The organism is Flavobacterium geliluteum (assembly GCF_017948595.1).
Taxonomy (GTDB): Bacteria; Bacteroidota; Bacteroidia; order Flavobacteriales; family Flavobacteriaceae; genus Flavobacterium; species Flavobacterium flavipigmentatum.
Genome location: NZ_JAGFBV010000004.1, coordinates 60,645 through 73,686, shown reverse-complemented (window position 1 = coordinate 73,686; position 13,042 = coordinate 60,645). Strand labels below are relative to the sequence as shown.

Annotated in this window: 13 protein-coding genes; 5 read left to right on the top strand and 8 right to left on the bottom strand. The window is 33.5% G+C overall.

Features of this window, described 5'->3' with window-relative positions; translation table 11 throughout:
- Positions 1-279: 279 nt before the first annotated feature.
- Entirely contained in the window at positions 280-849 is a 570-nt protein-coding gene (locus tag J3495_RS03520) for a hypothetical protein (RefSeq protein WP_210665191.1), read from the top strand.
- Between the two features lie 209 nt (positions 850-1,058).
- Here J3495_RS03520 and J3495_RS03515 read toward each other — a convergent pair whose 3' ends face one another.
- Positions 1,059-1,484 carry a hypothetical protein gene (locus tag J3495_RS03515; protein ID WP_210665190.1) on the bottom strand — a complete coding sequence of 142 codons (426 nt, stop codon included), beginning with the start codon at positions 1,482-1,484 and terminating at the stop codon, positions 1,059-1,061.
- A 215-nt stretch (positions 1,485-1,699) separates the two neighbouring features.
- On the opposite strand from J3495_RS03515, the gene J3495_RS03510 reads away from it, so the two are divergent.
- Positions 1,700-2,929, top strand: coding sequence for a multidrug effflux MFS transporter (locus J3495_RS03510; RefSeq protein ID WP_210665189.1), 1,230 nt, complete (start codon positions 1,700-1,702; stop codon positions 2,927-2,929).
- 41 nt (positions 2,930-2,970) lie between these two features.
- Here the strand turns inward: J3495_RS03510 and J3495_RS03505 are convergent, their stop codons facing one another.
- The 4 genes from J3495_RS03505 to J3495_RS03490 all read right to left on the bottom strand — a co-directional run bounded on the left by J3495_RS03505 (position 2,971) and on the right by J3495_RS03490 (position 8,125).
- Positions 2,971-4,230 (bottom strand): NAD(P)/FAD-dependent oxidoreductase, encoded by a 1,260-nt coding sequence (locus tag J3495_RS03505; protein ID WP_210665188.1) that lies wholly within the window; start codon positions 4,228-4,230, stop codon positions 2,971-2,973.
- 84 nt (positions 4,231-4,314) lie between these two features.
- Positions 4,315-5,649: a DEAD/DEAH box helicase gene (locus tag J3495_RS03500; protein ID WP_210665187.1), complete on the bottom strand. Its 1,335-nt coding sequence runs from the start codon at positions 5,647-5,649 to the stop codon at positions 4,315-4,317.
- A gap of 292 nt (positions 5,650-5,941) precedes the next feature.
- Positions 5,942-7,483 (bottom strand): DEAD/DEAH box helicase, encoded by a 1,542-nt coding sequence (locus J3495_RS03495; RefSeq protein WP_210665186.1) that lies wholly within the window; start codon positions 7,481-7,483, stop codon positions 5,942-5,944.
- Positions 7,484-7,591: 108 nt separating this feature from the next.
- On the bottom strand, positions 7,592-8,125 hold the full coding sequence (locus J3495_RS03490; protein ID WP_210665185.1) for a DUF6155 family protein: 534 nt from the start codon (positions 8,123-8,125) through the stop codon (positions 7,592-7,594).
- Positions 8,126-8,227: 102 nt separating this feature from the next.
- On the opposite strand from J3495_RS03490, the gene J3495_RS03485 reads away from it, so the two are divergent.
- Positions 8,228-8,515: a DUF3817 domain-containing protein gene (locus tag J3495_RS03485; protein ID WP_210665184.1), complete on the top strand. Its 288-nt coding sequence runs from the start codon at positions 8,228-8,230 to the stop codon at positions 8,513-8,515.
- A complete protein-coding gene (locus J3495_RS03480; RefSeq protein WP_210665183.1) occupies positions 8,508-9,764 on the top strand; it encodes a mechanosensitive ion channel family protein in 1,257 nt (418 codons plus the stop codon). The genes J3495_RS03485 and J3495_RS03480 overlap by 8 nt, the downstream gene beginning before the upstream one ends.
- Positions 9,765-9,851: 87 nt before the next feature.
- Here the strand turns inward: J3495_RS03480 and J3495_RS03475 are convergent, their stop codons facing one another.
- Positions 9,852-10,292: a hypothetical protein gene (locus tag J3495_RS03475; protein ID WP_210665182.1), complete on the bottom strand. Its 441-nt coding sequence runs from the start codon at positions 10,290-10,292 to the stop codon at positions 9,852-9,854.
- Positions 10,293-10,336: 44 nt separating this feature from the next.
- On the bottom strand, positions 10,337-10,720 hold the full coding sequence (locus J3495_RS03470; protein WP_210665181.1) for an acyl-CoA thioesterase: 384 nt from the start codon (positions 10,718-10,720) through the stop codon (positions 10,337-10,339).
- A gap of 68 nt (positions 10,721-10,788) precedes the next feature.
- Here J3495_RS03470 and J3495_RS03465 point away from each other — a divergent pair, with 68 nt between their 5' ends.
- A complete protein-coding gene (locus J3495_RS03465; RefSeq protein WP_210665180.1) occupies positions 10,789-11,196 on the top strand; it encodes a glyoxalase in 408 nt (135 codons plus the stop codon).
- Positions 11,197-11,269: 73 nt separating this feature from the next.
- Here J3495_RS03465 and J3495_RS03460 read toward each other — a convergent pair whose 3' ends face one another.
- Complete coding sequence (locus J3495_RS03460; protein WP_210665179.1) at positions 11,270-13,012, bottom strand: DUF885 domain-containing protein; 1,743 nt, start codon at positions 13,010-13,012, stop codon at positions 11,270-11,272.
- Positions 13,013-13,042 lie beyond the last annotated feature (30 nt).

The following is a 13,042-nucleotide window of genomic DNA, read 5'->3' as shown; positions in this document are numbered from 1 at the left end:
ATTTTTAAAATATTCTATTTTACATAATATAAATTATAGTTCAAAATATATACACTCTTAAACCGTTATGTTTTTGATTTTCAAAGATTTGTTATTTCTTTCTATCATAGAACTTTCGTTTTGTAATGATATACACTTTATTCTAATTATACAAATCTTACAGCAGAAAAATTTTGAACATAAAAAAAAAACGTTTTATTGGGGTTTATTTATTAGTTTTTATATACCTTTTAACAAGCAGAATAATTAGTATTTTCGTCAAGAATTAAAAAATAAAATATGTCAGAGTTTATTTCAAAAGTTGTCGAATATAGTCCTATTTGGATTATTGCTTTTTTCTTTGCTTATAGTTTTATTTCGTCGAGAACTGCTAAGATGAAACAAAATGAATCGTTTAGAAAATATGAATTTCTCTTTAATTCAAAAGTAAAAAATGTTTTAAAACTAATAGTTTTTATTCCTGTAACATTTATAGCTTGTGTGTTACTTGAGTTTACAGTTAGAACATTAGGTATATACTTTGAAGGTAATATTGATAATACTTATCCAAAAAATGATTCTGAAGCTATTAGATTTTTTTGTAACTGTATTAGATTAATTACAATAACATCTTCAGCATTTGTCTTTATTCCGACAAAACATAAAGGAATTAATTTTTTGTTTGGGTTTCTATACCTTTTTATTGCTTTTCTTTTGCCAAACGAAATACACGTAAGCAATTTTACAATTGTAATTTACAAAGGCTTTACTTCATTTATTGGAGGATTATTTGGAATTTTAGTAACTGGATTTATTATTAGTTATGAAGATGAATTTTATAAATCGTTAATCAATAAAAAACCTTTGTAACTCAATACAAAGGTTTATCTATTATGTAATCATTACAGTATTGTCTAGAAATATATTTTCCTGTTTTTCGGTTCTAAATATTAATGTAATAATAATCAAATCCAACTTTTTTACACCAATTATGCAAGTAAAATATTCATTCACTAAACTCCACAAAAACAAAAAAAAGCACCATAAAATGGTGCTTTGAAAGTCTAAAGAGTAGAAATTTATTTTTTCTTATTTTTTTTCACATAAACAGCTTTACCATTCATAGAAACTTCGATTTCGTTTGTTGCTTTATCAAATTTAGTTCTTAAAACATTACCGTTAAAAACCGTGATATCACCGTAAACTGTTGCTCCTTCTTTTGTAGTGTACTGATAAAGAAGTTTTTGGTTATCTGGCTCAATTCCTAATTTGTATTTTGAGAAACTTGATCCTCTTAAGTCAAATTCTTGTTGAGAATCAATGATTTTATCATCTGCATAGAAATTTGTGATGTTTTTGTTTAGAGTAATGTCTGGATAAAACTCATTTACTTTTTTTAGCAGCTCGTATTGGCTAACGCTCACTTCTTCAATTTTAGTAGTAATCGTTTGAGCAAAAGAAACGCTTGCACAAATAAGCGTAAAAAATAAAATGTACTTTTTCATAATTTTTATTATTAGATTATTATTGGTTTTTAAACACTCTCTTTTATAGAGGAATATTATGGTACTAAGGTACTACACAAGTCATTGTTATGAGTTTCAGAACATTTCTCAAAACTTACAGAATAACCACTTTTGTCATAAAAAGTAATTATTATACGTGATCCGATAGTAAATTTTTACCTTTGCAAAAAAAATAAAAGCAGTTTTTGAAGCAAATGACAACAAAAAAATACATTAAACTCATCCTTATATTAGGCTTTCTAACAGCCCTTGGACCTTTTTCTATCGATATGTACTTGCCTGGTTTTTCGGGTATTGCAAAAGATTTAAACACAACTATCGCCAAAGTTTCGATGAGTTTGTCCAGTTATTTCATCGGAATTTCAGTCGGACAATTACTTTATGGTCCTTTATTAGATCGTTTCGGACGAAAAAAGCCTTTGTTTGTAGGTATTATGGTTTATATTCTTGCTTCTTTAGGATGTATTTATGTTACAAATATTGATTATTTTATACTTTTACGTTTTATGCAGGCCATTGGCAGTTGTGCAGCGACAGTGGCTTCAGTAGCCATGGTTCGAGATTTATTTCCTGTAAAAGACATTCCGAAAGTATTTTCATTATTGATGCTTGTCCTTGGGCTATCACCAATGCTGGCACCCACAATTGGAGGTTATGTAACCGAGGATTATGGCTGGCACACAGTCTTCTTTATTTTAATGTGTATGGGAATTGCTATTTTGGTGGCTTCGCAGATAGGTTTGCCCAACAGCTACAAACCAGATACTACAATTTCGCTAAAGCCCAAACCCATTATTACCAACTTTCTAAAGGTGCTTAAAGAACCTCAATTTTATACGTATGCCTTTACGGGTTCGATTGCTTTTTCGGGATTGTTTACTTATGTGGCGGCTTCTCCTACCATTTTTATGGATATTTACCATGTAGATGCCAAAACATACGGATGGATTTTTGCCTTTATGTCGGTTAGTTTTATTGGCTCCAGTCAGTTAAATTCTATTTTATTGAAAAGATTTTCCAGCGAACAAATGATTTTTGGTGCTTTGGTTTTACAATCTGTGGTGAGTATTGTTTTTCTGTTACTTTCTTTAAATAATTTATTAGGATTGTATGAAACTATTGGTATGCTGTTTTTGTTTTTGGCGTGTTTAGGAATTTCAAACCCCAATACTGCTGGTCTGACAATGGCTCCTTTTGCCAAAAATGCCGGAAGTGCTTCTGCTTTAATGGGTGCCATTCAGCTGGGATTAGGTGCTTTGGCTTCTTTTGCGGTTGGAATTTTTGTAAAGGATTCAATAACACCAATGGTTGCTATTATGACCGTAACAACCATTATCGCATTTGTTTTTCTCAATATTGGAAAGCGTTTTATCAAACAAAAAGTTGATGTATCGCCAGATGAAGAAACTCATATTTCGCATTAATGATCAAAACAAAAAAGCCAGAAAATATTCTGGCTTTTTTGTTACTGTTTTCTATCAGGTCTGATAATCATTCTGAGTGACTGATCACTGGCAAAATAAGCGATCATCCAGTTATAAAAGGTCTTCAGCCTGTTTCTGTACGTGATCAAAGATATTAAGTGAATAAACAGCCAGATTATCCAGGCAAAAAATCCTTTAAAATGCCATTTTGGGCTAGGTAAATCTACTACAGCTTTGTTTTTTCCGATAATCGCCATAGAACCTTTGTCATTGTAAGCAAAAGGCTTGAGAGGTTTATTTTGAACTAAAGCTTTAAAGTTTTTGGCTAAATTTAATCCTTGCTGAATTGCTACCTGAGCAACTTGCGGATGCCCATCAGGAAAGTTTTTATCTCCGGCAGTAATCGCAGTGTCGCCAATAGCATAAATATTTTCAAAACCTTTTACCTTATTATACGGATCCGTTGCCATACGTCTGCCACGACCATAACTTTCTTTTGGAATTCCTTCGAAAATTTTAGCAGTAACACCAGCAGCCCAAATTAAGTTTTTAGTTTTAATAGTTTCTCCATTTTCAAAAAACACGGTATCATCAACATAGTCTGTCACTCGGCTGTTCAATTTTACAACAACACCCAGATTTGTCAGTGCTTCTAAAGTATCTTTTTGTGAAGCCTTACTCATTGGCGAGAGTAATGCGTCTCCTCCATCGACCAAATACACATTGCTCGCAGAAGTTTCGAGCTCTGGATATTCTTTTAAAAGTATATTTTTTCGCATTTCAGCAAACATTCCAGAAACCTCTACTCCTGTCGGACCTCCTCCAGCCACAACAATAGTCAATAATTTGCGACGTTTGCGAATATCTTTTGTAATGGCCGCTTTTTCGAGGTTTTTAAGTAATGTATTTCGCATTTCGATGGCATCGTTCAATGTTTTCATCGGAATGGCGTTTTTCATTACATTTTCCATACCAAAATAACTGGTTTCGGCACCAGTGGCAAAAACCAGATGATCGTAAACCAATTCGCCATTATTAAGAATGATTTTGCTTTCGGAAGGTACAACAGAAAGCAATTCTCCTAAACGAAATTGGAGATTTTTTTTACCGGCAAAAAATTTCCTAAAAGGATAACTAATGCTAGAAGGCTCCAAAAAAGCTGTAGCAACCTGGTATATAAGTGGTGGAAAAAAATTGTAATTGTTTTTATCTACAAGTGTAACCTGTATTTGAGGATGATTTACAAGTTCTTTTGCCAAATTGATGCCCGCAAAACCACCTCCAATGATGACTATATTCATATAAGTTGTTTATTAAGTAGGTTTTATTAAAAAAATACCTCCTAAATGTACGACATAAATTTGCAAAGTCAACAGTTTGAAATATTACTTTTTGAATTTTTTAACAGGTTTTTCAGTTACATCTACTTTGTTTTGCAAAACATAATTGGCCAATAATTTTTCTATTAATTCGTCTTTGGTAAGATGATGAAATACTGTTTTTACCTTTGTTTTTAAATCCCCAGAAAGTTCGTGATTGGGTTTGGTTTTGAAGATTTGCTTGGCCCATAAAAGCGTATTATTCTCTTCTAAACTTGCTACCGAAGGTTTTTTGAACTCGGTAAATTTTAAACCTAATGCTTTTTCAAATTCAGGAATTTCTATTACTTCTTCCTGTTGTAAAACTGTTAACGAAAGCCCCTTTGCTCCTGCTCTGGCAGTTCTTCCACTTCTGTGCACATAGGTCTCGTAAACGTCTGGTAAATGATAATTGACCACATAAGAAATCTCTTTCACATCAATTCCTCTGGCAGCTAAATCTGTCGCTACCAAAATATTAATGTGTCCTTCACGAAATTGTTCCATAATTCGGTCACGAATTCCCTGCGACAAACTTCCGTGGATTGCTCCCGAAGAAAAACGGTTTATCGCCAGATTTTTAGCCAATTTATTAACAGCAGCTTTGGTTTTGCAAAAAATAATGCCGCGTTCTCCGTCTCTGGAGTTCAGAAAATGCATTAAAACATCTAATTTTTCTATAGGATCAACCACAATGTATTCATGATCAATTCCTTGGTTACCAACTGTCTCCATGTTGGCACTTACCTGAACAACATTTTTGTTTAAGTAATTCTGAATCAGTTGTTTGATCGTTCCTGGCAAAGTTGCTGAAAACAATAAAGTACGGTGTTTTTTTGGAAGCTCAGCCACAATTTCGTCTAGACTTTCTTTAAGAATCGTAACCATTTCATCGGCTTCGTCTAACACTAAAAATTGTGTTTGTTTTAAATCTATTGCTTTACGCTGAATCAAATCGATCAAACGTCCCGGCGTGGCTACCACTATATGAGTTGGATGTGCAAGTCGCTCTATTTGAGGTTTTATCGGGATTCCTCCACAAGTTGCCGCTATCGAAATGTTGGGTATGTGTTTGGCAAAATCTTCTAAATTTCTAAAAATCTGATGTCCTAATTCTCGTGTTGGCACCAAAATAACAGCCTGTACAATGGGCGATTGTGTATCTATCAATTGCAACAATGGTAATCCGAAAGCGGCTGTTTTACCCGTTCCCGTCTTGGCCAAACCCACTACGTCATGAGTTTCAGCCAAAAGCAACGGAATTGTTTTTTGTTGAATTTCTGTTGGCTCAACAATGTTCAATTCGTTTAACGCTTTTATAATCGGTGCTGAAATCCCTAATGCTGAGAATTGTTTAGACATACTTTGTATTTTAGAGTTCTGATGTTAGATTTTTAGATTCTGCCACAGATTACTCAGATTAAAATGATTTTTTATTAGAACTTTTTATTCTTAATTTTTATTGTGTATCTATTTTTCTTGTAGAACCTAAAGCCCTAGCCCTGATGGGAGCGGCATCCTTTTGTGCCGGGTTTCGGCATAAAAGATACAGCGGACAGCAGGAAATAGCTCCTTAAATTATTGTTTAAATTCCAATGTTTAACGTCACAACCTGAAACTTGAAACCTGAAACAAAAAAACATAAAACAAATTGCTATTCATCCGGTTCGTTCATGATTTTTTCACGGTATTTTTTACCGATTAATAGTACCATTTTTAGTTTGTAATCATCAACCAGCCATTCGCGGTAGTTTTTACTGCATTGGCTCAAACATTTTGCATAGCGTTTGATGCGGCATTCGATATCATCATCCAGCTCTTTTCCTAGTGCTTTTGCTTCCTGAAGGGTTTCAGAATTGTCGACGCACATGGCGGCGTGTTGTTCCAGCGACTTGTCTAAAACCACTTTTGAACGTAAATTTTGCTTGATAATTAATTTGTGTTCTTCGTCTACATCAAAAGTTACATCGGCTGTTTTGCTAAATTTAGCACGTAATTCCGGTGGCATCGTATACTTAAAATACAATTCGATTTCGGTATCATCACGTAGGTTTTCCAGGTAAAATTCAGGTGATTTAAAGATATGTTGCCAGTTTACAGGCTCGCTCCACAGTCCAAAACGAGCTGCGTTGTTCCCTAAATCAATTACCGTAAATTCGTCTTTACCGGGTAATTTACGAGAACCACGACCAATCATTTGGTAGTACAAAGTCAATGATTTTGTGGCTCTGTTTAAAATAATAGTTTCTACCGTTGGCTCATCAAAACCAGTGGTTAAGATTCCGACAGATGTTAAGATTGCATCTGGAGTTTTCTTAAACCATGCCAAAATATCTTTTCTTTCTTCGGCACTACTTGTATTATCAAGGTGTCTGATGTCGTAACCGGCTTCTCTAAAAGTTTCATAAACGTATAAAGAAGTATGGATACCGTTGTTGAAAATCAGGGTTTTTTTGCCCAAAGATCGTTCTGTATATGCATGCAACAATTTCTCCTGCATGATGGTATTGGTGTACAAATCATCTGATGATTTTACGGTATAATCTCCGTTGATACCCACTTTTAGCGATGTCAATCCTACATCATAGCTATATGTTGTTGCTTTTGCAAGAAAACCTTTGTCGATCAGGGAACTAATCGTATCGCCTACGATAAGCTCATCATAACTCTGATGCATTGGCAATTTTATATTCGAACTCAAAGGTGTTGCCGTTACTCCAAGAATAAAAGCATTTTTGAATGAGTTTAATAATTTTCTGAACGAATTGTAATGTGCCTCGTCAATGATGACCAAACCAATATTATCAAGGTGTAATTTTTCGTCGTTGATACGGTTTTTAAGCGTTTCTACCATCGCAACAAAGCAAGAATAATCGTTTTGATCCGGCAATTCTTTTACTTTACTGTTGATAATTTTATTTGTAACTCCAAAACCTTTAAGCATTTTAGAGGTTTGCTTACAAAGTTCGATACGATGCGTTAAAACCACTACTTTTTTATCATTATTGGCTAGATAACGACGAACGATTTCGGAGAAAATCACAGTTTTTCCTCCACCCGTTGGCAGTTGATATAATAAATGATGTTTTGAAGAAGCATTGTCTAAACGTTCAAAAATGGCGTCGATGTCACCTTTTTGATAGGCATAAAGTTCTTTTTTCTCTTCTCTTTCTATTTCTAAAGTGTTTTGAGACATTGTAAATTTTTGGATTTTTGCAAAAATACACCTAAAAAACAGTTATTCACCTTATTTTAACGTAAAATAAATGATTTTTTTAAATAAGATTTTTTATAAGAAAACCTTTCAAAAGTCGATTTTCTCCAGAACCACCTCAAAATCATGCTTATTCTTCCATTTTTGTTGGGTTGTTTCTTCTTTTATGGAGACAATTCGGGATTTAAATTCTGATAAAATTCCGTTTGAAATTATAAAATTTACCGCCTGTTCAAAGGAGTTAAAGATGCTTTTGTAAAATAATTCTTGTTTAATATAATTTCCTGAAGAAAACGTTTGCGCAATTTCAATATTGTACAGCATAACATCGGCGATCACAAAAGGATCGACACCAAGTAAAATAAAGTGTTTGATGTATTTTTGTGCCACAGAACGGCGCATTTTTGCCTTTGACCGCGATTTGGTACCCGGTTTTCTGACAGGAAAATACTCCTGCGAGATTTTTGTCTTGCATTCTTGCAAAAGTTTGTCTTCTTTCGGATTAAAAACAAAATCGTAATACACTTTTACAGGACTGAATTTCTCGTACAACTCGATAATTTGTTCTTCGAGTTGCTCTTTGGTCAGTTCGCCCAGGTATTTTTTTAAATCGCGTTTACTCATTATCAAAGTTTAAGAATACAAAAGTAAATTACTTTTAGCATTCCTAATCAAAAACCAAGGATAATACTTAATTTTGCTTTTACAAATTAAAAAAATAATTAAATGCTCAAGATTTTTAAGGTTACAGCAATTTTAGAAGGAATCTCTTATTTGGTATTAATTGTCAATATGCTTATTTTAAAAAGCAATAATCCGGAACTTTACCATACAATAGTTCGTCCTTTCGGAATTGGACATGGTGTTTTGTTTATTGGTTATATTATTTTGGGTATTTTGCTTAGAAAATCTCAAAATTGGGATCTTAAAACATTCGGAATTATATTGATTGCGTCTCTTATTCCGTTTGGTACTTTTTATATAGAGAAAAAATACTTAGCTGTAAATGCATAATATTTTGGATAAATTATTCAACTTTTTATATCCTGTTTTTAGACATTGGGGAATGAGTCGCAACTTTGCGTCTTACATCAGCCTTGCCTTCAATATTGTCCTCATGCTCGCTTTGGCGTATGCTATTTATTATGTTGCCAAATTTGTTTTGGTAACATTAATGGCCGTTTTTGCGCAAAAAACCAAGACAAAGTTTGATGATTATCTCATTCATAATAAAACAACCAAATATACCGCTTACCTTATTCCGTTTTTCTTTATTTATAAGGCGGTTCCCATCATTTTGGACAAATATGAGTACTGGGAATCTGTTTTTGGAAAAATAGTGGGCGTTTATATCGTTTTGATCAGTTTATGGATTACCAGAACTATTTTTAATGCTTTAAAAGATTATCTAAAACAGAAGCCCGAATACAGCGACAAACCAATTGATAGCTTTATTCAGGTAATCATGATCGTGCTTTGGATTTTTGGAATCGCAATGATCATTTCGACTTTATTTGGAGTAAAAAAAGGTGAATTACTAACTGTTTTAGGAACACTTTCGGCTATTATTATCTTGATTTTCAGAGATACTATTTTAGGTTTTGTTTCGAGTGTACAAGTAGCGATAAACGATATGGTGCGCATTGGCGACTGGATTACAATGGACAAATTTGGTGCTGACGGTGATGTTATCGAAATCAATCTGACCACCGTAAAAGTTCGAAATTTTGATAATACCATTACCACGATTCCAACTTATGCATTGAGTTCGGATTCTTTTCAGAACTGGCGCGGCATGCAAAAATCGGATGGTAGACGCATTAAAAGACATATTTTAATCAAAAGCAGCAGTATTCGTTTTCTATATCCCGAAGATTTGGAGCAGATGAAAAAAGTACAGCTTATTACTTCTTATATCGAAACCAGACAGGTAGAAATTGAGAAATACAATGCATCCAACGGAGTAGACAAAACCCTCGCCCTAAATGGTCGCAATATGACTAATTTGGGTTTGTTTAGAAAATATATCATTCAGTATTTGGTGACGCATCCGGGTCTTAACAAGGATATGCATATTATGTGTCGTCAGCTGCAATCTACTGCGCATGGTGTTCCTCTAGAAATTTATGCTTTCTCGAGTGACAAACGCTGGGCCAATTACGAGTATATCATGTCGGATATTTTTGATCATGTAATGGCGTCTGTACAATATTTTGATTTAGAGATATTTGAGCTTCCTTCTAAGATTGGAAACACAGAATAAGGTCATTGTAACGCAAAATGATATAAGTAAATATTGTTTCATTTAATATAAAACTTAAAATTTACTTATATCATATTGTCCCTTATTTTATTTTTTTTCTACTTTTATTTCTTCAAAAAGAAACTCAGGATTTGTATAATCTATAGGAATATCAGGTATATAGCAGGGAAGATTAAGATAAGTTCCTATAACGCCTGTACCCAGAAAAAGTTTGTTGTCTTTTTGTAACAAAGCCAGTGGCACTCTTTTCCAGCTCCCGCCATGAGTTTTATAATGAAAACTCCCTTTTAGCGTATCTCCTACTATATTTCCTTCTACATCGCCAGAATCTTTGCCAATTTCATAATGGGTTATTTCGTATTGGCCAAAAAAGCGTTTTTCATTTTTGTTTAATGTTAAAGTTGCAGTATCGTTTTTATTAACTGCACGGTACAAAGAAAATTTGTACGTATCTTTATCTTCCTTTGAATTGCAAGCGACTAAAATACTTAAACTCAGCACAACAAAAAGCAGTGATCTTTTTGACATTTTTAATGTTATTTTAAAAAATATAACTTAACTAATAAAACTCTTTACAAACGATCTTTTACAAACTCAATTTGTGTTTTTCCGTGTGCTTTTGGCTTCCCGTCTTCATCCAGATTTACCATAGTCGTACTGTCAATAGTGATGATAATTTCGCGGGTCATCATATTTCGAACAGCACATTTTAAGACGAGAGAAGTATTTCCAAACTTTACCACATCAATACCAATTTCGACAATATCACCTTGTCTGGCAGAGCTTTTAAAATTGATTTCAGACATGTGTTTGGTTACTACTCTTGGGTTTTCTAATTGAACAATCGAGTACAAAGCCAGCTCTTCATCAATCCAAGCGAGTAATTGTCCGCCAAATAAAGTACCGTTTGGATTTAAATCTTGGGGTTTGACCCATTTTCTGGTATGGAATCTCATATTTTACTATTATATAAACAAAAATAACCTTTTTGTATGTTATTTTTTTTTAAATTTAAAGAAAAAACATGGCAGACAGAGATACTTTTTTAAGAGAATTTAGAGGCGAAACTTTAGGAACCGTTGGTACTCAGTCTTCACCTGATGAATTATTTCAAAATCAAACAATTAGACCAATTTTAAAGCTTCAAAATGAGCTGTTTATCGCAGTTTTTATCAATTATGTAAATAAAAACAAACCTGACTTTTATTCGCATACGATCGAAAAGAAGATACAGACGATCGAAAATTCAATTCAAAAAGATATTAAATTTAGAAATGCTCTAAAAGGAATGGTGATTGGGCTTTTTACTGTCGAAGAATACACTACTTACATTCAGAATTCTTCCAGTTTAAACAAAAGAATGATGAATTTATTGGTTGAAAGACTGAAAAGTCAATTGCAATTGTTTGAGCTAGAGTCAAACTCAAAGTAAATTGTATTACAAGCAAAAAGGTTTGATGAAACTCTAATCTCATCAAACCTTTTTTACAAAATATCTTAAGGATTTACTCTTTCGACAACATCAATTCCTTAATGTATTTTACGGGAGCGCTTCCAAAACTTAAGAATTTTTCATGAAATTCTTTCAATTTGAATTGATCTCCTTGTTGTTTTTTAAGTTCTTCTCTTAAGTTAAAAATCTCTGTATAACCTGTAAAATAAGAACACAATTGCACTTGAGAAAGTGTTACACGTTTCCATTTTCCATCTGCTTCAGCTTGTTGCTGAAATGCTTCTTTAGTCAATAAATCGATCGCAGCTTCTTTAGACATGTTTTTGGTATGTACACTATAATCCAAAATAGTATTGCATGTCGTTCTTAGATTCCATTTGTAGTACATCAACCACATTTCATCTGAGTTTTTATAGCCACTTTCTAGCATCATCAATTCGGCATAAACCGCCCAACCTTCAACCATTGCACCGTTTCCTAAAATAGATTTTATAATACTTGGCGATTGGTTGCTGTAAACCAATTGGGTGTAATGTCCAGGAATTGCTTCGTGAATATTCAAAATTTGAAGGATATAATCATTGTATTCACGTAAATAGCTTTCAGAGTTTTCTGCAGTCCAGCCCGCCATGCTTCCCACATTGTAATAGGTATTTGCATTTTTATCGTAAGGTCCAGGAGCAGAGATTGAAGCGCCTGCAACACCCGCCATATAAGCCGGTTCTTTACGAACCACTAATGGTTTTGAAGGATCGATGTACAATAAATCCTTGGCTTTTACATACGCTGTAAGTTCCGGAATTTGTTTTTCTATTTCAGATTGAAATTTCTCCGGAGTGGTATGTTTGAGCGAGATTTTATCAATTACTTGTTTGATTAAATCTAATTTCTCAGCTGGTTTTGGCTCGTTTCCTTTGTATTTGGACCATAATTTATCGGCCAAAACAAACATTTTCTCGTGTAAATCTTTTTTATGCTCGGTTGCGATTTTAAAAATTTCATCGGCAGAATAACCTGATTGAATATTAAAATCGAATTTTTTAGCATATAATTCAGTTCCTAATCTAAAAGAACGAGGCGTTTTATTGGGAGTTTTTTCTAGCCATGCAGCATAATCCGTAATGGCTTTTTTGGCTAATTTGGCTTTTTCCTGAATTTGTTTTTTCTCGACATCACTCAATTTACTTTTAGCCAAAATATCGTTTAATTCGCCCTCAAATACCGAAGAGCCGCCTAAATTTTGAGCAATTGCTAGTGCTGTATGCTCAACAGTTGGGTTTTTAATGTTCTTTTTTGCCGCTTCATAATACGCAGGAACGGCACTTAATTTTGCACCAAAAGCACGTAAACGAACCTCTTCCGAGGCGTATTTACCATTTAAAATTTCAGAAAAAGAACCGCAAACATTGTATTCAGAAGGATTCCATTGCCATGATTTTAATTCTTTGATACTAAAAACAGTACTTTCAAGCTGATTTTTTATCATTCGAAAATCGGTTTTATTATTATCCGACAGATCTTCAATTTCAAACTGTTGTAAAGAATCGAGTTGCGCTTTTACAAAATCAAGCTCTTTTTTTTGTTGTGCGCCATCGGGAATAACCAAAATACTATCAAATTTGTGATAGCCCTGACTTGAAGCCCAATCAGGATTTAGTTGCCATAAAGAAGTGACAAAACCTTCTTTGTATTGATCAAATTTTTTATCGGAAGCTTTACTCTCATTGGTTTTTGTGCTTTTATTACACGAAAAAAGAAGCGTAAAGGCAAGAATTGTAACAAAGATTTTTTTCATAAAGTAGATTGTTTTAATGGTTTAAAGATA

Coding starts and splice junctions, on each gene's coding strand:
- J3495_RS03520 (WP_210665191.1), top strand. CDS start 280: ATGTCAGAGTTTATTTCAAAAGTTGTCGAATATAGTCCTATTTGGATT.
- J3495_RS03515 (WP_210665190.1), bottom strand. CDS start 1,484: ATGAAAAAGTACATTTTATTTTTTACGCTTATTTGTGCAAGCGTTTCT.
- J3495_RS03510 (WP_210665189.1), top strand. CDS start 1,700: ATGACAACAAAAAAATACATTAAACTCATCCTTATATTAGGCTTTCTA.
- J3495_RS03505 (WP_210665188.1), bottom strand. CDS start 4,230: ATGAATATAGTCATCATTGGAGGTGGTTTTGCGGGCATCAATTTGGCA.
- J3495_RS03500 (WP_210665187.1), bottom strand. CDS start 5,649: ATGTCTAAACAATTCTCAGCATTAGGGATTTCAGCACCGATTATAAAA.
- J3495_RS03495 (WP_210665186.1), bottom strand. CDS start 7,483: ATGTCTCAAAACACTTTAGAAATAGAAAGAGAAGAGAAAAAAGAACTT.
- J3495_RS03490 (WP_210665185.1), bottom strand. CDS start 8,125: ATGAGTAAACGCGATTTAAAAAAATACCTGGGCGAACTGACCAAAGAG.
- J3495_RS03485 (WP_210665184.1), top strand. CDS start 8,228: ATGCTCAAGATTTTTAAGGTTACAGCAATTTTAGAAGGAATCTCTTAT.
- J3495_RS03480 (WP_210665183.1), top strand. CDS start 8,508: ATGCATAATATTTTGGATAAATTATTCAACTTTTTATATCCTGTTTTT.
- J3495_RS03475 (WP_210665182.1), bottom strand. CDS start 10,292: ATGTCAAAAAGATCACTGCTTTTTGTTGTGCTGAGTTTAAGTATTTTA.
- J3495_RS03470 (WP_210665181.1), bottom strand. CDS start 10,720: ATGAGATTCCATACCAGAAAATGGGTCAAACCCCAAGATTTAAATCCA.
- J3495_RS03465 (WP_210665180.1), top strand. CDS start 10,789: ATGGCAGACAGAGATACTTTTTTAAGAGAATTTAGAGGCGAAACTTTA.
- J3495_RS03460 (WP_210665179.1), bottom strand. CDS start 13,012: ATGAAAAAAATCTTTGTTACAATTCTTGCCTTTACGCTTCTTTTTTCG.